This is a genomic window from Paenibacillus thermoaerophilus (assembly GCF_005938195.1).
GTDB classification, from domain to species: Bacteria; Bacillota; Bacilli; order Paenibacillales; family Reconciliibacillaceae; genus Paenibacillus_W; species Paenibacillus_W thermoaerophilus.
Genome location: NZ_VCQZ01000002.1, coordinates 59936 through 80602, shown reverse-complemented (window position 1 = coordinate 80602; position 20667 = coordinate 59936). Strand labels below are relative to the sequence as shown.

The following is a 20667-nucleotide window of genomic DNA, read 5'->3' as shown; positions in this document are numbered from 1 at the left end:
GATGAAAACTTTGACAGTCGATCTAGGCGAACGGTCTTATCCGATTCATATCGGGCACGGCATTTTACCCCTGCTGCCGGAGAAGCTGGCCGAATGCGGCATCGGCAGTCCGACACCGCTCCTCGTCATCACGGATTCGGCTGTGGCGCCCCATTACCTGAAGCCCGTGGAGGAGCTGCTGCGCGGGGCGGGTTATCCCGTGACGACATCCGTGATTCCTTCGGGGGAAGCGTCCAAATCGCTGGAGATGCTGGACGAGCTGGTGAAGGTTGCGCTTGAGGCGGGGCTCGACCGCAAATCGGTGATCATTGCCCTCGGAGGCGGAGTCGTCGGGGACTTGGCCGGCTTCGTGGCGGCCAGCTACATGCGCGGCATCCGCTTCGTGCAGGTGCCCACGACCATTCTCGCCCACGACTCGAGCGTCGGCGGGAAAGTCGCGGTCAACCACAAGCTGGCCAAAAACATTATCGGCGCCTTCCATCAGCCGGAGATGGTGTTTTACGCGCTGGAGATGCTCCGGACGCTGCCGCCTCGCGAAGTCCGTTCCGGATTGGCCGAGGTGGCGAAGCACGGCTTGATCTGGGACGCCGCGTTCGTGGAGTGGTGCGAGTCGAACGCGGATAAGCTGCTTGCCCTCGATCCCGAGGCGCTTGAATACGCGCTGTACACCGGTTGCTCCGTGAAAGCGCAGGTTGTGGGCCAAGACGAGCGGGAGAACGGTCTGAGGGCGATCCTCAACCTCGGCCATACGATCGGGCATGCGCTGGAAGCGGTATCCCGGTACGAGTTGCTGCACGGGGAAGCGATCTCGATCGGCATGGTCGGCTCGGCGAAGCTCGCGGTCCGCTTCGGGCGCGATCCCGTCATCTACGAGACGACCAAGCGCCTGCTGCGCAAGCTGGAGCTGCCGGTCGCGGTTCCTTCGCATATCGACACGTCCGAAGTGATGCGCACGATGATGTACGACAAAAAGTTCAAGGACGGGCGCACGGTATTCGTCCTTCCCGAAGCGATCGGACGGGTCGAGATCGTCCGGGACGTGCCGGTCGCTTGGGTCGAGGAAGTCGTTGAAGAATTGAAGCGGGAGGCTTGACGAATGTTTTTGCGCGGTATACGCGGCGCCATCACGGTGAAGCGGAACGAAGAAACGGAAATTCTGGAGGCGACCCGGCAACTGCTCGACGCCATCGTGGCGGAGAACGGGATCAAGCCCGAAGATATCGCGGGCGTTTTTATCACGGTTACGCACGATCTGGACGCCGCCTTCCCGGCAAAGGCGATTCGCGAGATGAAAGGCTGGGAGATGGTGCCGCTGATGTGCTCCCTGGAGATTCCGGTTAAAGGCAGCTTGCCGCTGTGCATCCGCTTCATGGTGATGGTCAACACGGACTTGGCCCAGGAACAGGTGCGCCATGTGTATTTGAACGACGCGGTCAAGCTTCGGCCGGATTTGTCCCGTTCCTGACGCGAAGATCAGGCTTGTGCCGGGGTTGACGCGGGACGGAAGTTCGCTTATAGTAGCTGTAGACGAGGAAAGTTGGAAGAGAGCAGAGTTTAGCGCAAGCAGAGCAGAGCCGAGTAGAGTGGAGCCGAGAATAGATCGGATGTACGACGGTTACGGATGCGGTTGCCGGCCGGTTGCCTCAGTTTGTTTGGGGCCGTCGGGCGCAAGACGGCGTCTGGCCCGGTGCATGCCGAATCGTGTTTCCCGTTGCCATTTTACATAGGATTCATTCGGAAACCTCTGCCGAGCGCAGAGGTTTTTTTGTTGTTCCGGGAGAAGCGTCCCCACGCGGGCAGGCACGAGAAGGAGAGATGGCTATGTACGAACCGAATTTGCGCGAGACGATCTCGCTCGCCCGAGACTACAATCTGATCCCGGTCGTGCGGCAACTGATGGCCGACACCGAGACGCCGATTCGCGTCTTCCAGCATCTCGCGAAGGAAGACCGGGCGTTTCTGCTCGAAAGCGTCGAAGGCGGCGCGCAGTGGGGCCGATACTCTTTCCTCGGAACGGACCCGTTCCTCGTCGTCAAGGGGAAGAGCGGCCGGCTGACGGTGGAGCGGAACGGCGTCCGGGAGACGGTGGACGAGAAGCCGCTGGAGCTGATGCGCAGCCTGATGCGGACTTACCGCAGCCCCGAGCTGCCGGGGCTGCCGCCGTTCACGGGCGGGGCCATCGGTTACTTCGGTTACGATCTCCTGCAATACTACGAGCGGCTGCCGAAACACCGTCACGACGATCTGAACATGGATGATCTGCAGTTTATGTTCTGCGACCAGGTGATCGTCTTCGATCACTTCAAGCAGCGGATGCTGGTTATCGCGAACGTGCACGTGAAGCCGGGCGACAGCGACAGCGAGATCGAGCGCTCCTACCGCCGAGCCTGCGGCAAAATCGACCGGATGCTGGAGAAACTCCGGCAGCCGATGCCGACGCTTCAGCCCGTGGCCGCCGACGTGATGGACGACGTCGAGCTGGGCGACGTCGGCTCCAACCTCACACGGGAGCAATTTATTGCCAACGTCGAGAAGGCGAAGGAATACATTCGGGCGGGCGATATTTTTCAGGTCGTCTTGTCCCAACGGTTCCACATCGAGACCGACATCGACGCGTTGTCCGTTTACCGGATTCTTCGCACGTTAAACCCGTCGCCTTATATGTATTATCTGAAGCTGGACGGCCAGGAGATCGTCGGCACGTCGCCGGAGGCGCTGGTGAAGGTGGACGGACGCAACGTGCAGACCCGGCCGATCGCGGGAACCCGCCCAAGGGGACGCACCGAAGCGGAGGATCTGGCGCTGGAGAAGGAGCTGCTGGCCGACGAGAAGGAGCGGGCCGAGCATCTGATGCTCGTCGATCTCGGCCGGAACGATCTGGGCCGCGTCTCGGAATTCGGCAGCGTGAAGTGCGACAGCTACATGCAGATCGAGCGTTATTCCCACGTCATGCATATCGTCTCCAACGTCTCGGGCCGCCTGCGCAAGGACAAAGATTTCTTCGACGCTTTCCTGTCCTGTCTGCCGGCCGGAACGGTGTCGGGAGCGCCGAAGCTGCGGGCGATGGAAATTATCGCCGAGCTGGAGAACGAAGCCCGCGGCGCCTATGCGGGAGCCATCGGCTACTTGGGCTTCTCGGGCAATCTGAACACCTGCATCACGATCCGCACGATCATCTTCAAGGACGGAAAAGCGTACGTGCAGGCCGGAGCTGGCATCGTGTGGGATTCCGTGCCGGAGAACGAATATATGGAGACGGTTAATAAAGCGAAAGGCATGCTGAAGTCGATCCGCGTGGCGGAGCGCATGTTCCCGCCGAGCCGGTCGCAGGGGCCGCTGCTGAATCAGGACTATTTCGCGTAAGCGGGGAGGAGCCGACGTATGGAAAAGCTGCACATTCAACGGGGGATCGCCCGGATCGTCGATGGCAAGCATCTGAACCGGGAGGAAGCCCGGGCCATCATGGAGGAGATTTTGGAGGGGGCCGCGACGCCGGCGCAAATCGGCAGCCTGATGACGGCGCTTCGCATGAAGGGCGAAACCGCCGAGGAAATCGCGGGGTTTGCGGAAGTGATGAGGGCCAAATCGCTGAAGGTCGTCACTTCGCAGCACAATCTGCTGGATACGTGCGGAACGGGCGGAGACGGAGCGGAGACGTTCAACATCTCGACGACATCGGCGCTGGTCGCGGCCGGCGGCGGCGTCCGTGTGGCCAAGCACGGCAACCGGGCGATGTCCAGCAAAAGCGGCAGCGCGGACGTGCTGGAAGCGCTCGGCGTCGGCATCCAGCAGACGCCGGAGCAAGCGGCCGCCTGCCTGGAGCGGACCAACATCTGCTTCATGTTCGCGCAGTCGTATCACCAGTCCATGAAGTACGCTGCGGCTCCTCGCCGGGAAGTCGGCATCCGCACGGTGTTCAACTTGCTGGGACCGCTGACGAATCCGGCAGGGGCGGATCGCCAGTTGATCGGATTGTTCGACATCTCCCGGACGGAGACGGTGGCGGACGTGCTGCGCACGCTGGGCGTGAAGCGGGCGCTTGTCGTCGCGAGCTACGACGGCCTCGACGAGATCAGCATCAGCGCGCCCACGCGCGTGACGGAGCTGAAGGACGGGGAGCTGCGCACCTTTGATATTACCCCGGAGGAGCTCGGCCTGACCCGATATCCGCTGGAGACGGTCAAAGGCGGCGATGCGGTGACGAATGCGGCGATCATTCGCAGCGTGCTGAACGGCGAGCGGGGGGCCCGGCGCGATATCGTGCTGGCGAATGCGGGCGCCTGCTTCTATGTGACGGGTATGGCGGACAGCCTGGCCGAAGGCGTCGCGCTGGCGGCGGAGACGATTGATTCCGGACGGGCGCTGTCCAAGCTTGAACAATTCGTTGCGTATACGGAGGAAAATCGGTATGTTTCTTGATAAAATCGTCGAAACGAAACGCCGCGAAGTCGCGGAACTGAAGGCGGCGGTATCGGCGGCGGAATGGGAACGGCGGATCGCCGGGCTGCCGCCGACGCGCGGCTTCGTCCGCGCGCTGGAAGCGGGACGGCGCCATCGCGCGATGGGACTGATCGCCGAAGTGAAGAAGGCTTCTCCGTCCAAAGGCTTGATCCGCGCCGATTTCGAGCCGGTCGGGCTGGCCCGTCAGTATGCGGAGGCCGGGGCGGACTGCATCTCCGTCTTGACCGACGCCCCGTATTTTCAGGGAGCGAACGAATATTTGACGGCCGTGCGCGAAGCGGTCCAGGTTCCGCTGCTGCGCAAGGACTTCACAATCGATGAAGCGCAGATTTACGAGGCCAGGGCGATCGGCGCGGACGCCATCCTGCTGATCGCTGCCATTTTGACGACGGACCAGATGAAGCGCTTCGCGGGCTTGGCGCGGGATCTCGGCCTGGACGTGCTTGTCGAGGTTCACGACCGGGAGGAGCTGGAGCGGGCGATTGAAGTAGACGCGCGGCTGCTTGGCATCAACAACCGCAACCTGCGCACGTTTGTCACCGATCTGAAGACGACGGAGGAGCTGATCGCGGCCGTTCCGCCGGACCGGCTCGTCATCAGCGAAAGCGGCATTTCCAAAGCCTCCGAGATCGAATACCTGCTGGGACTCGGCGCGCAGGCGGTGCTCGTGGGCGAGCATTTCATGCGCCGGCCGGATGTCGGGGCGGCGGTCGAAGAACTGCTCGGCGCCAAGTTTTCCAAGGCTTGAGGAGGCTTGTCATGAGCGGACCGATCGTAAAAATTTGTGGACTGCAACGTGGTGAAGTGATACAATCGATAGAGCATTTGCTGATCGACTGGATCGGATTCGTGCTGGCGCCCAGCCGCAGGAGGGTGACGCCGGAACGCGCAGGCGAGTTGATCGCGAATATGCGGTCGAGTTCGGGACCGCTTCGCGACGCCTCGGCTGTCGGCGTTTTCGTCAACCCCGGGGAAGAAGAGCTCCGGTCGACGATGCGATCGGCGCCGCTTGATATCATACAACTACACGGCCGGGAGTCGCCGGCCTTTTGTAATTGGGTGCGAACGGAATTTCCGGGCGTCCGCGTCATGAAGGTGGTGTCCTTTGCTTCGGGCAGAAACCGGGATGACGCTGTTTTGGAATCACCCGAAGGGCTGCTCGGTCCGTACGAAGACGCAGTCGATTATCTTCTGCTGGATACGCATGATCCCGTGTACGGCGGCGGTTCGGGGCAGACCTTCAACTGGGAGATGATCCCCGAGTACCGGGACTGGGCACGGGCAAGAGGCATTCCGCTGCTGGTCGCAGGCGGCCTGACGCCGGACAACGTCGGGCATCTCATGGAGCGATACGCGCCCGACGGCGTGGACGTGTCGAGCGGAGTTGAAACGGACGGGCAGAAGGATTCGGAGAAAATCCGACTATTTGTGGAGAGGGTGAAGGCGCGTGTATAATTGGCCGGATCAGCATGGGCGTTACGGGAAGTTCGGCGGACGATTTGTGCCGGAGACGCTTATGAACGCGTTAATCGAGTTGGAGGAGGCGTTCCGCCGGCACACGGCGGACGAGTCGTTCCGGAACGAACTGCAATACTTGCTGCGGCAATATTCGGGACGTCCGACTCCGCTGTATCGCGCGGATCGGCTGTCCGCCCATCTGGGCGGCGCGCAAATTTATTTAAAACGGGAAGATTTGAACCACACGGGGGCGCATAAGATCAACAACGCGCTGGCGCAGGCGCTGCTCGCGAAGCGGATGGGCAAAACGAAGGTGATCGCCGAGACGGGCGCGGGCCAGCACGGCGTCGCCACCGCTACTGCGGCGGCTTTGCTCGGACTCGAGTGCAAAGTGTTTATGGGCGAAGAGGATACGAAGCGGCAGAAGCTGAACGTGTTCCGCATGAATCTGCTCGGCGCCGAGGTCGTGCCGGTCGTATCGGGCTCGCGCACGCTGAAGGACGCGGGCAACGAAGCGCTCCGCTACTGGGTGAGCCATGTCGACGATACGTTCTACATCCTCGGTTCCGCCGTCGGGCCGCACCCGTATCCGATGATCGTGCGCGATTTCCAGCGCGTCATCGGCGACGAGAGCCGGCAGCAGATGCTGGAGGCGGCCGGGCGTCTGCCGGATCTCGTTATCGCCTGCGTCGGCGGAGGAAGCAACGCGATCGGCATGTTCTACCCGTTCGTGAACGATCCGAGCGTCAGGCTGATGGGGGTCGAAGCGGCCGGCCACGGCATCGACACGGACAAGCACGCGGCGACGATGTCCCGGGGAACGGTCGGCGTGTTCCAGGGTTCCATGAGCTATCTGTTGCAGGATGCGTACGGCCAGGTCCAGGAAGCCCATTCGATCTCCGCCGGGCTCGATTATCCGGGCGTCGGTCCGGAGCACTCGCATCTGAAAGATTCGGGCCGAGCCGAATACGTGCCGATCACCGACGGCGAAGCGCTTGAGGCGCTTCAGCTTCTCAGCCGGACGGAAGGCATCATCCCGGCTCTGGAGAGCTCTCACGCGATCGCCCAGACGATCAAGGTCGCGCCGAAGATGAAGCGCGACGAGATCATACTCGTGTGCCTGTCCGGGCGCGGGGACAAAGACGTCGAAGCGATCATGGGTTACTTGGGAGGGAAGCCGGATGAATCTCATTGACCGCAAGTTTCAGGAGCTGCGGGCTGCCGGCAGGACGGCGCTGATTCCGTTTATTACGGTCGGCGATCCGGACGTCTCGGCCACGGTCGAGCTGCTGCTCGGCTTGCAGGAAGCGGGCGCCGACCTCATCGAATTGGGCGTGCCGTATTCCGACCCGCTCGCCGACGGACCCGTCATTCAACGGGCCTCGCTGCGCGCTCTGGCGGGCGGCGTGACGATCCGCGACTGTATCGCGGTGGCGAAGCAGGCCCGCGAAGCGGGCGTGCATCTGCCGTTTATCCTGTTCACCTACTATAATCCGGTATTGCAGCTTGGCTTGGAGCATGTCTTCGACGAACTGGTCAAGCACGATATCTCCGGAGTGATCATTCCCGATCTGCCGGTCGAGGAGAGCGCGGAGGCGCGGGCGTTGGCCGAGGCGCGCTGCATTCATATCGTGCCGCTGGTTGCCCCGACTTCCCGCGAGCGCATCGCGAAGATCGTGAAGGATGCAAGCGGCTTCATTTATTGCGTCTCGTCGCTTGGGGTAACAGGCGTGCGCAGCGATTTCCACGGGGGGATCGAGGACTTCCTGGCCGCGGTCCGGGCATCGACGAACCTGCCGATCGCGATCGGCTTCGGGATCTCGAGCCGCGAGCATGTCGCCCGGTTCGAATCGTCTTGCGCCGCCGTCGTTGTCGGCAGCGCGATCGTGCGCCGTATCGAGGACGTGCTGGAACAGCTTCGCGATCCGGCCCGCAGAGCCGAAGGCGTCGCGGCCGTCCGGGAGTTCGTGCGCGAATTAAAAGGATAACGAAGACGATTTTCGATCTGACGAAAGGTGGAGAACGATAGATGCAGCCGAAACCAAATATCGTGCATCTGCCCGTCTACCAACCGGGCAAACCTATCGAAGAAGTCAAACGCGAGTTCGGTCTCACCGAGGTCATCAAACTGGCGTCCAACGAAAATCCGTTCGGCAGCTCGCCGAAGGCGTTGGAAGCGATCCGGGGCGAGCTGGGCAACATCAGCCTGTACCCGGACGGCGGCGCCGTCTCGCTGACCAACGCGCTTGCGGAATTTCTCGGCGTGAAGCCGAATCAGATCATCTTCGGAGCCGGTTCCGACGAAGTCATCCTGATGATGGCCCGCGCCTATCTGGTGAAGGGCGACGAAACCGTCATGGCGTCGCATACGTTCCCGCAATATAAGCACAACGCCGAGATCGAAGGCGCGGTCTGCATCGAAGTTCCGCTTACGGCCGACGGCAAGCATGATCTGCCGGCCATGCTGGAGCGGATCGGCGAGAAGACCAAAATCGTCTGGATTTGCAACCCGAACAATCCGACGGGTACGATGCTTACGCACGACGAGATCGAATCGTTCCTGCGCCAAGTGCCTCCGCACGTCCTGGTCGCGCTGGACGAGGCGTATTGCGAGTACAACATGACGGACGTTTATCCGGACGGACTCAAGCTGCTGCAAACGTATAAAAATCTCGTGCTGCTTCGCACGTTCTCGAAAATATACGGTCTGGCGTCGCTGCGGATCGGTTACGGCATCGGGCACCCGGATGTCATCCACACCATCAACCAGGTGCGCGAGCCGTTTAACACCAGCCGCTTCGGCCAAGCGGCCGCTCTGGCGGCGATCGGCGATCGGGCATTTATCGACGAGTGCCGCCGCCGCAACGCAGAAGGCATCGCCCAATTGACCGCGGCGTTCGACCGGCTGGGACTGTCTTACTTCGAGACGCACGCGAACTTCATCATGGTGGACGTGCAGCGGCCCGCCAAGGAAGTGTTCGAGGCTCTGCTGCGCAGAGGCATCATCGTGCGCGGGGGGCATGCGCTCGGGTTCCCGACCAAAATCCGGGTAACCGTCGGCAGCGCCGAACAGAACGACAAATTCCTGAAGGCGCTCGAAGAAGTGCTGGCGGAAGTAGCGGTGCAAGCTTGATATGACCAAAGTCGCGATTATGGGCGTGGGGCTGATCGGAGGCTCTCTCGCCCTGTGCTTGAAAGGCAAGCCGGGGATCACCGTATACGGCTATTCCCGCAATCCGTCCCAGGCGGAAAAATATTTGAAGCTGGGCGTCGTGGACGAAGCCGGCACGGACATGGGCGAGGCGGTCCGGGACGCGGATTTCATATTCCTGTGCGGACCGGTCAGCACGCTGGAGCCTCAGTTGGAGCAGCTCGCCTCGATGCCGCTGAAGCCGGGTTGCATCGTCTCCGACGTCGGCAGCACGAAGGCGTCCCTCGTCGCCTGCGCGCGGCGGCTGGCGTTGAACGGAGTCTGGTTCATCGGCGGTCATCCGATGGCCGGCTCCGAGCGGTCCGGCGTCGAGGCGGCGAGCTCGCATTTGTTCGAGAACGCTTTTTACGTGCTCACCCCGCTCCCTGAGACGCCGGAAGACGTGTACGATCGGCTCGCCCAACTGCTGAAGCATACGAAAGCCCAGCTCATCCGTCTGGATGCCCAGGCCCATGACGAGATCGTCGGAGCCATCAGCCATCTGCCGCATGTGATCGCCGTCGCGCTTGTCAACCAGATCGCCCGATACAACGACGGGAACGAGCTGTATCGGCTGCTCGCCGCAGGCGGCTTCAAGGACATTACGCGCATCGCTTCCAGCGACAGCGTCATCTGGCGCGACATTTTGCTGAACAACCGCGAAGTCGTTCTGAAGCTGCTGGACGATTGGAACCGGGAGATGGAACAGTTCCGCCTGCTGCTCGAGAGCGGGGACGGCGACGGCATCGAACGCCGCTTCCGCGACGCCAAGGCGTTCCGCGAGCAGATGCCGGAGCGCCGGAAAGGCGTGCTCACCTCGCTATACGACGTCTATGTCGACGTGCCCGATCACCCCGGCGTGATCGGAGAGATCGCCTCGGCGTTCGGCGAGCGGGGGATCAACCTCAGCAACATCCACATCATGGAGAGCCGGGAGGAGGTTCCGGGCGTGCTGCGTTTGTCGTTCCGCCAGGAAACCGACTGGCAACGGGCGATCGAGACGCTTAAGGGGATGGGGTATTCCGTCCATATGTAAATAGAGGCTTTCCGGCAGACCCGCGCGGGTTTTGCCGATTTCGGGGCGGAGGCGGGCTTCCGTCTCGATGTTATGGTGGGACAAGCCCGCATATATGAGTAATCATATAAAATATCGCTAACCCCATCATTTCGCTCGTCTTGGAGTCCCTTAGCGATATCAAATATCACTAAGCGAAGCAATCGGACCGGATTGTTTGAAGAATCCGGGCACTTCATGATCTTTTGTATCGCTAAACCGCGCTCCGGCAGACGAAATCTGTCCGATAGCGCTAAAAAATATAGTTAACCGGCCTTTCCCGGCTGCCGCTGGCCGGTTCGCCTCTTCCCCAGTCGCAGTTGGCAACGCCAACCGCCGGAAATACGGCTCGTTGTCAGCCTGCCTGCATCGTTAGCGTCCTTAGTCCAACCGTCAGGCGCGTGTGCAGGAAAAACATCGCCCACAAGCAAAAACCATCGCCGCACGCGAAAAAGAGCGGCCGAACGGGCCGAATACAGCAACGGTCAACTCCCCGAAAAAATCATAAAGCGTTTACAATTCAGCTATTGACAAAATGTAAACGTATACATATAATAAAAGTACAGTATGGTTTCTCTCCACTCCTATCCGAATCTTGCACTCCGGTGCGGCCGCCAACTTTTGTTGGCGGATTTTTTTTGCCATACAGGAACATTGGAACCTTTATTAGGCGTTCCAGGTTCCGACCGCGGAGGAAGCCGCATATATTGGTTAAGGTGGGCGTCTGCAGACGCAGGCATGCCCGATTGTTGCCGCCGGACGGGAGCGTTCCCGTTTCGTGTTTTTTTATGTCGCAAGAAGAAGGGTTTTGCCGGTTTAAGCCGAATTTTACATGGATAGAGAAGTCTCGCAAAAAAACGTTGAATATCGCGCAACTTTCAGCGATCCTTCGAGTAGATACTGTCAGGACGGATTGCGGGATGGGGGCCGAAGGGTGCACGGTTAGGAGGTCAGTCGGTGACCGATTCCCAGCTTATTCGCGAAGTTAAAGACGGAAACGTCGAGTTATATGCGGAATTAATGCGTCGTTACGAGCGTAAAATTCTCGGGTTCATCTACCAGATGCTTCGCAGTGCGGGGTTGGAATCGATGGCCGAGGATCTGACGCAAGAAACTTTATACAAAGCGTTTCGCAGCCTGGGAGGATTCCGCGAAGCGGAAGCGTCGTTCTCCACCTGGCTGTACACGATCGCGCGCAACACGGTGCTGAGCGAGCTGCGCAAACAAAGAACGCACAAAGTGCCGCTGGAAAACGCGATGAACGTGCCGATCGCTTGCGCCGAATCGATGCCGGAGCCGAACGCTCTGCGCCGGGAACGCGCCACGATGGTGAGAGACGCGATCAACCGGTTGCCCGAGAAGCAGAAGGCGGCTTTGATCCTCCGGGAGTACGATCAAATGGATTATCAGGAGATTGCCGATATATTGGGGCAGACCGTCAGCTCGGTCAAGTCGTTGTTGTTCCGGGCCAGATCCAGCGTCAAGGATCAACTGGAGACGTATATGACGGAGCGGATGGATCGGCAGATCGAAGGGATGAAGCATCGATGAAATGTCCGGACATTCAAGAGCTTATCGCATCTTATTGGGATGATCTCGACGAGCGTTCCAGGCGCGAGGTGGATCGGCATATCGGGACATGCGACGATTGCCGGCGCGAATTCGAATGGTGGCGGGAGAGCATGGAGATGGTCCGGGAGCTGAGGCTTCCGGACATCGACGCGGCGGCCGTCCCGGATTCGCCAGACAGGAAGGATCTGACGCAAGCCGTCATGAACCGCATCTATCAAGATGACAACTGGCGTTTGCCTTTGGTGGACAAGGTCTATGCGTATTCCAATCCGTTCCGCCGCAAAGTGACCGGGCTGATCGCCTTTTTTGTCTCGCTGTTTCTGTTCAGCTTCCTGTTCAGCATGATGAGCGACAGGACGGATACGGCCGTCGTCTACGGCTCGATGCTGGAGGTGGCGAGTGCCAGTCCGGCGGTGACGGCCGTCAAGGACTCCGGATCGGCAGCCTCCGGCGTCACGCTGGCGAGCGTCGTCCTGGACCCGGCCATGGTCCGAATGGGGCCGCTTGATTACTCCACCAATTATTTGCTCGTGTTGTCACTGCTCGGATTGATTTCGTCCCTGTTTATCTTAAATTGGTTCGTAAGGGTAAGACGGTAGGAGGTGCCGGTTTGAAGCTCGGTTGGATCCGTCACGGAGAAACGGATTGGAATGCGCTCGGGCGCATCCAGGGACAGACCGATATTCCGCTGAATGCGAAAGGAAAAGACCAGGCCTTGGCCATCGCATCCAGATTCCGCCGCGAGGATTGGGATTGGATCGCCACCAGCGATCTTCGGCGCGCGTTGGAGACGGCCCGGACGGTCGAAGCCGTCGCGGGAATTCCCGTTCGAAGCATCGATCCCCGGCTGAGGGAAAAATCGTTCGGCGATGCCGAAGGCATGACGTTCGAGGAGAGATCGCAGCTGGGAGACGCGCAGATCGGCGGGGCGGAATCGGACGACGAAGTCGTCTCGCGCGCGATGGACTGGATCGAAGAGACGGACCGTCTGTATCCTGGGGCTCGTGTGCTGGCCGTGACGCACGGGGGGCTGCTCGCCAGAGTGCTGCCCCGCCTGATTCCGGATCTGACGGCGGGTCCCATCGGGAATACGTCGTTAACCGTCGTGGAGAAACGGAACGGACAATGGCATTGCTTGCTGTATAATTGCACGGATCATCTGAACATGGAGACGCGCCGCTCGGGCTGATGCCCGGACGGCGCATTTGTTTTTTGGCGGCGCCTCCGCAACTTGGAGGGTCAAGACGTTTATCCCGGGGCCAAATCAATCATACTGGTACTATTCGAAACTTGCGCCGTCAGGCAATCAGAGAGGAGGTGCCGCCGTGGATTTGGCCGACATGCTGAGTTACGCGGACATTCACGAATTGAGCCGCATCGCCAAAACCTATCAGTGCGAATGCGACGGCCATTCCAAACGCGAGCTGATTCAAGCGATATTGTCGAAGCTGAACCGTCGCGAGGTGTTCGAATCCCAAGTATCGGGATTAACGATGGAGGATTTGCGGTTCCTCAATTCGATCTTGTTTGAGCCGCGGGATACATACAGCCTGGAAGAATTGATCGCCTGCGCGCGGCAAGCCCAATTCGATTCGGCCGGGCAAGCGACTGCGTCCGCAGGCGGCGCGGCAGCCGAACGGGAGCGGCAGGCGCCCTCGCCGCGCGAGACGATCTCGCGCTTTAAACAGATGGGTTGGCTGTTTAACGGCCACTCCCAGCAGACGCGCTACTTGTTCCGCATACCGGCGGATTTGCGGCGGAGATTCGGAGACACGCTGGCGGAGAAGTTCGCCGGCCGCCTGGACTACCGGGACGAACCGCCGGCATTTCGGGGCGAGGAAGGGCTTCTGGGAAGCGACGTCGTCATCCTGCTGCGGGCGGTGGCCGACCTGGAGCCTCAGCTTGCGGCCGACGGCAGCCTCTACAAGCGCGGGCAGGCGCAAATTCTCGAACGGCTCAACGTGCCGGAGGAACCGCTGTCGAAGGGAGGCTGGCGATTCGGCTACGGCAGACGGTTCCGGGACTATCCGAACCGGTTCGCGCTGCTGTACGACTACGTCTATCACCGGGGCTGGATATCGGAGGCGCAGGACCGACTGCTGCTTACGCGGGACGGCGAAAACAGGCTGGCGGACGGGGCGAAGGAATCGGACGGAGAACTGTACCGGTATTGGCTGCGGGTTTACCGCATCCCCGTCTACAACCTGCATTCCATCGTGCACTGGCTGGACCGGCTGGCGGCGGGGCGGTGGGCGACGGTAGAGTCGCTCGGGCGGCTGCTGTGTCCGCTCATCAAGCCGTTTTATTACGACTCGCCGCAAGCCGTCTTCGAGCAGCGGATCGTCCGGATGCTCGTCCATCTCGGTTTTGCCCGATTGGGCGAGTGCCCGGACGGCGCGGCCGTCGTCCGGATTACGGATTCGGGCAGCGCCTGGATACGCCTGATCGGCATGGCGGACTGAAAGCCGGGCCGGAGCGTCTTGCCAAACGCTCCCCGGAATGATACAACATGAGAAAATCCTTTCTATATATAAAGGGAGCGATTGCTCATGCTGTATCCGTACAACGGAAGACGCCCGCGTCTGCACGAATCGGTCTACGTGGCACCCGGCGCGAAAATCATCGGCGACGTCGAGATCGGCCCCGGCTCCAGCGTCTGGTTCAACGCCGTCCTGCGCGGCGATCTTGCCCCGATCGTGATCGGAGAGGGGACGAATCTGCAAGATGGCGTCATCGGGCACGTCAATACGAATCAACCGCTGATTCTGGGCGACCGGGTATCGGTCGGACACGGCGCGATCGTACACGGCTGCCGCATAGGCAGCGGCACATTGATCGGCATGGGGGCCATCGTCTTGAACGGCGCCGAAATCGGTGAATATGCTTTAATAGGAGCCGGTTCTCTCGTCCCGGAGAACAAATCGATTCCGGCGTACACGCTCGCTCTCGGGTCTCCGGCCAAGGTCGTCCGGGAATTGACCGAGGAGGACTTGGCCCGGATGAAACGTACATCGGAGAGTTACATCGTCAAAGCGGAAGAATTCAAGAGAGAATCCGAATAATCTTGAAACGGACGCCATTGGAGGGTTGCGCCATGGATAAGAAGGATACCGCCTATGCGGCCTTGCTCAGCCTCATGGCGGAAATGGTATTGGACGAATCGATCCGGAAGCATCGCGAAGTTTGCCTGTACCGGGAGATCGACCGGGCGCTCGCGTCCGGAGACGAGGCCTTGTTTCTCGAGCTGACGAGCGAGCTTCGAACGTTGTTATCGTCGGCTTCCTGAGATCGTAAAAAACGTGCGCTGACGAAGCCGGAGACAAACTTGCGGTCAGGAGCGGTCGCCTCCCTGTTGGGACGGGACCGCTTCTTTGTGTTAAAATAGGCAAATAGAGTTTGGCTGGCTGATTCGGGCGAACGCCCGAACATCGCCGAAGGAGAGGATACCGCATGAAATTCAGCGAAATTGCCGCGGACCGGTGGCCGGAGCTGCGGGCTTACCTCGATACGTGCCTGCTGCCGGTAACCGGTTTGAAAGGGGACGAGCCCCCGTGGATCGCCACGGAAGCGCTTGAGCTGCTGCGCGACTGGCTCGACCCGCTGGAGGGACCGTTCAGAGGCCGGACCGTTACATACCCTGCGGCGCATTATCTCGGAGAAGGCGACGAGACGAGCCGGCGCGCCGAGGAGCTGTGCCGTTCGCTCAAAAGCGGAGGGTTCCGGTTCGTCGTCGTGGTTGCTCCGCGGACGATCTTCACCCAACCCGTCCCTTCCGCCGATCTGATCTTCGGACCGGCCGGCGTTTATCGGGGCACGGATGTTCCAGGCATTCCCCATTCCGTCGACTCGCGGCCGAGGGGCGACGCCATGTCGGAAGCGGTTCGGCTGTTGTGGAGAACGGACGCTTCCGCCTTGAATGGAAATGACCGCAACGGGCAACCCTAAAGTTCAGTTTGGGAAAGTTGTGACAAAATCGCAAACTTTTCTTACGCCGCTCTTTCCCCGCGTCGTGCGGGAGCGGGATCGTCCTTGACGCTCCACATGGACTCGGCTATTATTAGTAATGTCCTTGTGTATTGTGGAAAAATGTCGGAGAACGACGTGATCTCGTGAGCGGTAAGGGGGGTAGTAGACGCATGCAGGAAAAAGAACATAAGGGAGAGAAACCGGTCGTAAAACGCGAGATGTCTCGCCGGCAGTTTCTATCCTACACCCTTGGCGGCGCCGGAGCGTTCATGGCGGCCGGAATGACGGTTCCGATGATCCGATTCGCGGTGGACCCGATTATCAGGCCGAAATCGGGCAGCGATTACGTGAAAGTGATCGAGGAAAGCAAGGTAACGACGACGCCTACGGAAGTCAAATTCAAGAAGCACCAAGTGGATGGTTGGTACGAGAGCGACCCCGAATTCGCTGCTTGGATCGCGAAGGACGACAGCGGGAAGATCTACGCGTTGTCGCCGATCTGCAAACACTTGGGTTGTACGGTCGCATGGAACACGGACTCTCGTTTCCCGAACGAGTTTTTCTGTCCGTGCCACGAAGCGCACTATGACAAAGACGGCAAACAAAAAGCCGTTGCGTCGGCGCCGCTGGACGAGTACGAGGTAAAACTGGAAGGCGGCTGGGTATATCTGGGGCCGGTCATCCCGAACTCACGTGTCAAGTAAGGAGGCGCATACGTAAATGATCAAGGCGATCTACAACTGGATCGACGAGCGCCTGGACATTACGCCGCTTTGGCGCGACGTGGCGGACCACGAAGTTCCTGAGCACGTGAACCCGGCGCATCACTTTTCCGCCTTTGTGTACTGCTTCGGCGGACTGACGTTTTTTATTACGGTGATTCAGATTTTGTCCGGCATGTTCCTGACGATGTACTACGTGCCGGATATCGTAAACGCTTATGCGAGCGTGGACTACCTCCAGCATCAGGTTGCATTCGGCGTCATCGTGCGCGGCATGCATCACTGGGGCGCAAGCTTGGTCATCGTCATGATGTTCCTGCATACGCTTCGGGTATTCTTTACGGGATCGTATAAAGCTCCGCGCGAGATGAACTGGATCGTCGGCGTGTTGATCCTGTTCGTGATGATCGGTCTCGGTCTGACCGGTTATCTGCTTCCGTGGGACAACAAAGCGTACTTCGCGACGAAGGTTACGATCCAGATCGCCTCTTCGGTGCCGTTTGTGGGCGAATACATCAAGCTGCTCATGCAGGGTGGAGACATCGTAGGCGCTCAGACGCTTACGCGGTTTTTCGCGATTCACGTATTTTTCCTTCCGGCCGCCTTGCTCGGACTGCTTGCGGCTCACTTCCTGATGATCCGCAGACAGGGCATCTCGGGCCCGCTATAATGAGAGGAGGAATCATACGTGGCTCATGGACACAAATCTGACGAGAAAGTCGTCTACGTGGGCGACTCGCGCGTCAAAAAAAGGACAAAGCCGTTGATCCCTCCGGATTACTCGGCATATCCGGGCAAATCGGAAGCGTTCATCCCGAACTTCCTGCTGAAGGAATGGATGGTCGGCGTCGTCGTGCTGGTGGGCTTCCTGGTTCTCGTCATCCAGGAGCCGGCTCCGCTCGGTTATCCGGCCGACCCGCTGACGCCGGGATTTATCCCGATGCCTGACTGGTACTTCCTGTTCCTGTATCAATTCCTGAAGTACCCGTATGTCTCCGGGGACTGGGTCATTCTGGGCACGCTCGGCGTGCCGGGAATCATGTTCGGAGCGCTGCTGCTTGCCCCGTTCCTCGACACGGGCAAGGAGCGCCGGTTCTACCGCCGTCCGATCGCTTCGGCCTTGATGTTCCTGACGCTCATCTCGATGGTTCACTTGACGATCGTATCTTGGGAGCATTACGAGAAAGGCCTCGAAGAAAAAGGCGTCGTTCCCGAGCACATCAAGCGCGAGAGAGAGCGCCATGAACAGAAGGAAGCGGCGAAAGCCGGCGGAGGCGGCGGCGAGCAGAAAACCGTGGCGATCGTCGGCAAGGACGAGCCGGGTTATGAGATTTATCAGAAAGCGACTTGCGTGCAATGCCACGACGCCAACCTGAAGGGCAAGTTCGGCAACCCGTCTCTGCTCGGAATCGGCGACAAGCACGACAAAGCGCAAATTCTCGATATTATCAACAACGGCTACAACGGCATGGGCGCGCAAGCGAATGCGCTCAAAGCCAAAGGCATCACCGACGCCGAGATCGATCAACTGGCCGAATGGCTGGCGAAGCAGAAAAAAGCATAATGCGCGAAACAGAAAACCTGGTCGTGAAAGGCGCGGCCAGGTTTTTTGCGAAGAAAGGAGCTTGTCCGATGCTGCCGTCGTTATCGTGGCGCTCGCTCGCCGACCGTTCGTTCTGGACGAGCCGTTGGGTACTGGGCCTGCTGCTCCTGATCAACGTGCCGGGAACGATATACGGTTATATCTGGTACGGCCAACAGTTGGTGTGGACCGTTACGGAGAAGCGGCTGCCGATGCTGCTTCCGTTCGTGCCGGACAGCCCGACGGCGAGCTTGTTTTTTACGCTGGCGATCGGGATTCTGTATCTGGAGAACGGACGGGAGCCGAAGCGTCCGACGCCGCTGAGAAGTTTCGCGGAAGCGTTTGCCGTCTTGACTTCATTTAAATACGGGATATGGGCCGTCGCGATGATTGCGGCCGGAGCGATGCAGGGAGATGCGCTGCAATGGCAGGATTACATGCTGATCGTCTCGCATTTGGGCATGGCGCTGGAGGCGCTCCTATTTGCTCCCTGGTTCCGGTACGGGCTCGGCTCGGCGCTGGCGGCGGGCTTGTGGACGCTGTTCAACGATCTCTTCGATTATTCCTTGGGCATCTTTCCGTGGCTGTACAAAGAATTGCTCGACGATCTGCCGGCGATCGCGCTTTTTACCGTGTGTCTGACGCTGTTCAGTCTGCTTCTCGCGGTTCTCCTCGGTCCGGTTCTTCGCAGGCGCAGGCGAACGGGACAGGTCTAACCTCGGACATCCCTCCATATAGATAGCAGTGGGAGGGATGGACATGACGTCAAAACGAACCGGACGCCGTCTGTTGCTGGTGGGAAGCGTAACGGCCTTGCTGCTGCTGGGGTCAGCCGCCGGCTGCGTGCAGCGCCATACCGTTTCATCCGGCATGGCCGTCTCGATCGATTCGCAAACGCAGGATCAACTGAATCAATTGGACAAGACCGCGGAACGGTTCGTCACGCAGGTGGACGAAGGGAACGTATCGGCGGCCCGGGCTACGCTCCGGTCGATCGCCGAGCAGGTGACGCAGATTCCTTACGAAGGCGTAACGACCGTCGGGGGCATACAGGCGTTAACCGAGACGGTCACGGGAGCGCAGGAAGTCGTCAGCGCCGCCGGATTCCAGCCGCAAGAGGCGGTATGGGCCGCCGTCCGGCTCCGGCTGGCGACGGACGCCTTGTCTCATCCGCATCAGCCGATGTGGCGCCAATACAGGACGGGAGCGCTCGGCGACGCGGAGCAGTTGGAGATGGGAGCCCGCCAGCGCAGCCAAGCGAAAGCGGCAGCGGCCCTGACGAAGCTGGAGGGAACGCTGCGGCTGCTGCAGCCCGCGCTGCGCATCAGCGGCAAGGAGACGGAGCTCGCCAAGCTCAAGTCGCTGATCGGCGCGATCCAACAGCAGCTCAGGAGCGAGCCCGTCGATTACAAGCAGGTGATCGATCGTTCCGGCGACCTGAACGCCGAGCTGAAGCAACTGTTCGACGGCGGCAGGGACGCCCCGACGATGGCGGCTCCCCTTGACAGACGCCAGCCGATCTTGTGGACGCTGACGATGGCGGGGGCTGTGCTCGCCGCCTTGGCATACGCCGGCTTCCGGATGTACCGGTTCGAGACGGATGCCGTCGTGCCGGCCAGACGGCCTGACCGCGGAGAAGATAAGATCGGGCTGTAGTTAATAAGGCTTGAACCCTTCTCCGATGACGTCGTGAACGTCGCTGATGATCAGAAACGCGTCGGGGTCGGCAGACTTGACGATCGTCTTGAGCTGCCGCACCTCGTGCCGGTTCACCACGCAGTACACGATCTGCTTGTCGTCGCGGGAATAGGCGCCCCGGGCCGGAATCATCGTCGCGCTGCGGTCGAGCTCCTTCGTGATGCGCTCCGCGATCGCGTCGGGGCGCGTCGTCACGACGAGAAACGCCTTCGCCTGGTAGGCGCCTTCCGTCACGAAATCGATCACGCGCGAGGCGATAAACACCGCGACCAGCGTATACAACACCTTTTCGCGAGGAAGGAACAGCAGCGAAGAGCCGATAACGAGCACGTCCACGCACAAGATGATCTGCCCGATGCTCCACCCCCGCCGCCATTTGTGCAAGACGCGGGCCAAAATATCGGCGCCTCCGGTCGTCCCCCCGAAGCGGAACACGAGTCCGAGCCCCGCCCCGATCGTCACCCCCGCATACAGCGTCGCCAGCAGAACGTCGTCCGTCTTGAACGGTTCGAGGCTGCCTGTGACGACCGCGACTTCCATCACCCATAACCAACCGCTCAGAAGCAGCGTCCCCAAGATCGTATACATCATCGAAGCGGCCCCCAATACCCTCCAGCCGATCAAGAACAACGGAATGTTGGCGACCAGCGTCGTCACCGAAGTCGGGATATCCAGCAAATACTTCAGCAGAACGGCGACGCCGGTCAAGCCGCCTTCCATCAGTTCGTTCGGAATGATGAAGTAATGCAACCCGAAGGCGTATACCGCCGTGCCGGCCGCGATCGGCAGCGTGTTTTTGAGATGCGAGATCCAATTGCTTTTGCTCATCGGTTCCAAATCCCCCGTCGATGGAGTAGGCGTTTGCTGTTAGTATATCGCATTTCGACGGCTTTGACTGGCAGGGTCAACCTGATATAATAGGAAAAAGACTGCGGAGGAACGGAAATCGGGGTTCCGCCCGCGA

Annotated in this window: 23 protein-coding genes; 22 read left to right on the top strand and 1 reads right to left on the bottom strand. The window is 60.1% G+C overall.

What is annotated here, in order from left to right:
- Position 1 precedes the first annotated feature (1 nt).
- The 22 genes from aroB to FE781_RS01730 all read left to right on the top strand — a co-directional run bounded on the left by aroB (position 2) and on the right by FE781_RS01730 (position 19661).
- Positions 2–1093 carry a 3-dehydroquinate synthase gene (gene aroB / locus FE781_RS01835; protein ID WP_138787937.1) on the top strand — a complete coding sequence of 364 codons (1092 nt, stop codon included), beginning with the start codon at positions 2–4 and terminating at the stop codon, positions 1091–1093.
- Between the two features lie 3 nt (positions 1094–1096).
- On the top strand, positions 1097–1465 hold the full coding sequence (gene aroH, locus FE781_RS01830) for a chorismate mutase (protein WP_138787936.1): 369 nt from the start codon (positions 1097–1099) through the stop codon (positions 1463–1465).
- A 356-nt stretch (positions 1466–1821) separates the two neighbouring features.
- On the top strand, positions 1822–3363 hold the full coding sequence (trpE, locus tag FE781_RS01825; RefSeq protein WP_138787935.1) for an anthranilate synthase component I: 1542 nt from the start codon (positions 1822–1824) through the stop codon (positions 3361–3363).
- A gap of 18 nt (positions 3364–3381) precedes the next feature.
- Complete coding sequence (trpD, locus tag FE781_RS01820) at positions 3382–4419, top strand: anthranilate phosphoribosyltransferase (protein WP_138787934.1); 1038 nt, start codon at positions 3382–3384, stop codon at positions 4417–4419.
- Entirely contained in the window at positions 4409–5209 is an 801-nt protein-coding gene (gene trpC / locus FE781_RS01815; protein WP_138787933.1) for an indole-3-glycerol phosphate synthase TrpC, read from the top strand. The genes trpD and trpC overlap by 11 nt, the downstream gene beginning before the upstream one ends.
- 11 nt (positions 5210–5220) lie before the next feature.
- Complete coding sequence (locus FE781_RS01810) at positions 5221–5916, top strand: phosphoribosylanthranilate isomerase (protein ID WP_138787932.1); 696 nt, start codon at positions 5221–5223, stop codon at positions 5914–5916.
- A complete protein-coding gene (trpB, locus tag FE781_RS01805; protein WP_138787931.1) occupies positions 5909–7114 on the top strand; it encodes a tryptophan synthase subunit beta in 1206 nt (401 codons plus the stop codon). Before FE781_RS01810 ends, trpB begins: the two co-directional genes overlap by 8 nt.
- Entirely contained in the window at positions 7101–7907 is an 807-nt protein-coding gene (gene trpA / locus FE781_RS01800; RefSeq protein WP_138787930.1) for a tryptophan synthase subunit alpha, read from the top strand. Before trpB ends, trpA begins: the two co-directional genes overlap by 14 nt.
- 41 nt (positions 7908–7948) lie before the next feature.
- The gene (gene hisC, locus FE781_RS01795; RefSeq protein WP_138787929.1) at positions 7949–9052 is read left to right on the top strand and encodes a histidinol-phosphate transaminase; all 1104 of its coding nucleotides are present in this window, start codon (positions 7949–7951) and stop codon (positions 9050–9052) included.
- A gap of 1 nt (position 9053) precedes the next feature.
- Positions 9054–10145 carry a prephenate dehydrogenase gene (locus tag FE781_RS01790; RefSeq protein ID WP_138787928.1) on the top strand — a complete coding sequence of 364 codons (1092 nt, stop codon included), beginning with the start codon at positions 9054–9056 and terminating at the stop codon, positions 10143–10145.
- A gap of 975 nt (positions 10146–11120) precedes the next feature.
- Positions 11121–11714 carry an RNA polymerase sigma factor gene (locus FE781_RS01785; RefSeq protein WP_138787927.1) on the top strand — a complete coding sequence of 198 codons (594 nt, stop codon included), beginning with the start codon at positions 11121–11123 and terminating at the stop codon, positions 11712–11714.
- On the top strand, positions 11711–12334 hold the full coding sequence (locus FE781_RS01780) for an anti-sigma factor family protein (protein ID WP_138787926.1): 624 nt from the start codon (positions 11711–11713) through the stop codon (positions 12332–12334). The genes FE781_RS01785 and FE781_RS01780 overlap by 4 nt, the downstream gene beginning before the upstream one ends.
- 11 nt (positions 12335–12345) lie before the next feature.
- Positions 12346–12924, top strand: a complete 579-nt coding sequence (locus FE781_RS01775) for a histidine phosphatase family protein (protein ID WP_138787925.1) — start codon at positions 12346–12348, stop codon at positions 12922–12924.
- Between the two features lie 136 nt (positions 12925–13060).
- Complete coding sequence (locus FE781_RS01770; protein WP_138787924.1) at positions 13061–14197, top strand: hypothetical protein; 1137 nt, start codon at positions 13061–13063, stop codon at positions 14195–14197.
- 87 nt (positions 14198–14284) lie between these two features.
- The gene (locus FE781_RS01765; RefSeq protein WP_138787923.1) at positions 14285–14797 is read left to right on the top strand and encodes a gamma carbonic anhydrase family protein; all 513 of its coding nucleotides are present in this window, start codon (positions 14285–14287) and stop codon (positions 14795–14797) included.
- Positions 14798–14829: 32 nt separating this feature from the next.
- The gene (locus FE781_RS01760; RefSeq protein WP_138787922.1) at positions 14830–15021 is read left to right on the top strand and encodes an IDEAL domain-containing protein; all 192 of its coding nucleotides are present in this window, start codon (positions 14830–14832) and stop codon (positions 15019–15021) included.
- Positions 15022–15185: 164 nt separating this feature from the next.
- Positions 15186–15680: a DUF2487 family protein gene (locus FE781_RS01755; RefSeq protein WP_138787921.1), complete on the top strand. Its 495-nt coding sequence runs from the start codon at positions 15186–15188 to the stop codon at positions 15678–15680.
- 191 nt (positions 15681–15871) lie between these two features.
- Positions 15872–16405 (top strand): QcrA and Rieske domain-containing protein, encoded by a 534-nt coding sequence (locus FE781_RS01750; protein ID WP_138787920.1) that lies wholly within the window; start codon positions 15872–15874, stop codon positions 16403–16405.
- A 16-nt stretch (positions 16406–16421) separates the two neighbouring features.
- The gene (qcrB, locus tag FE781_RS01745; RefSeq protein ID WP_138787919.1) at positions 16422–17093 is read left to right on the top strand and encodes a menaquinol-cytochrome c reductase cytochrome b subunit; all 672 of its coding nucleotides are present in this window, start codon (positions 16422–16424) and stop codon (positions 17091–17093) included.
- 18 nt (positions 17094–17111) lie between these two features.
- Positions 17112–17987, top strand: a complete 876-nt coding sequence (locus tag FE781_RS01740) for a menaquinol-cytochrome c reductase cytochrome b/c subunit (protein WP_138787918.1) — start codon at positions 17112–17114, stop codon at positions 17985–17987.
- Positions 17988–18055: 68 nt separating this feature from the next.
- Complete coding sequence (locus FE781_RS01735; RefSeq protein ID WP_138788104.1) at positions 18056–18721, top strand: DUF1405 domain-containing protein; 666 nt, start codon at positions 18056–18058, stop codon at positions 18719–18721.
- A gap of 43 nt (positions 18722–18764) precedes the next feature.
- Entirely contained in the window at positions 18765–19661 is an 897-nt protein-coding gene (locus FE781_RS01730; protein WP_170209390.1) for a sporulation protein YpjB, read from the top strand.
- On the opposite strand, the gene FE781_RS01725 is transcribed toward FE781_RS01730, so the two are convergent.
- On the bottom strand, positions 19662–20531 hold the full coding sequence (locus FE781_RS01725) for a YitT family protein (RefSeq protein ID WP_138787916.1): 870 nt from the start codon (positions 20529–20531) through the stop codon (positions 19662–19664). It abuts the gene before it with no gap.
- Between the last annotated feature and the right edge of the window lie 136 nt (positions 20532–20667).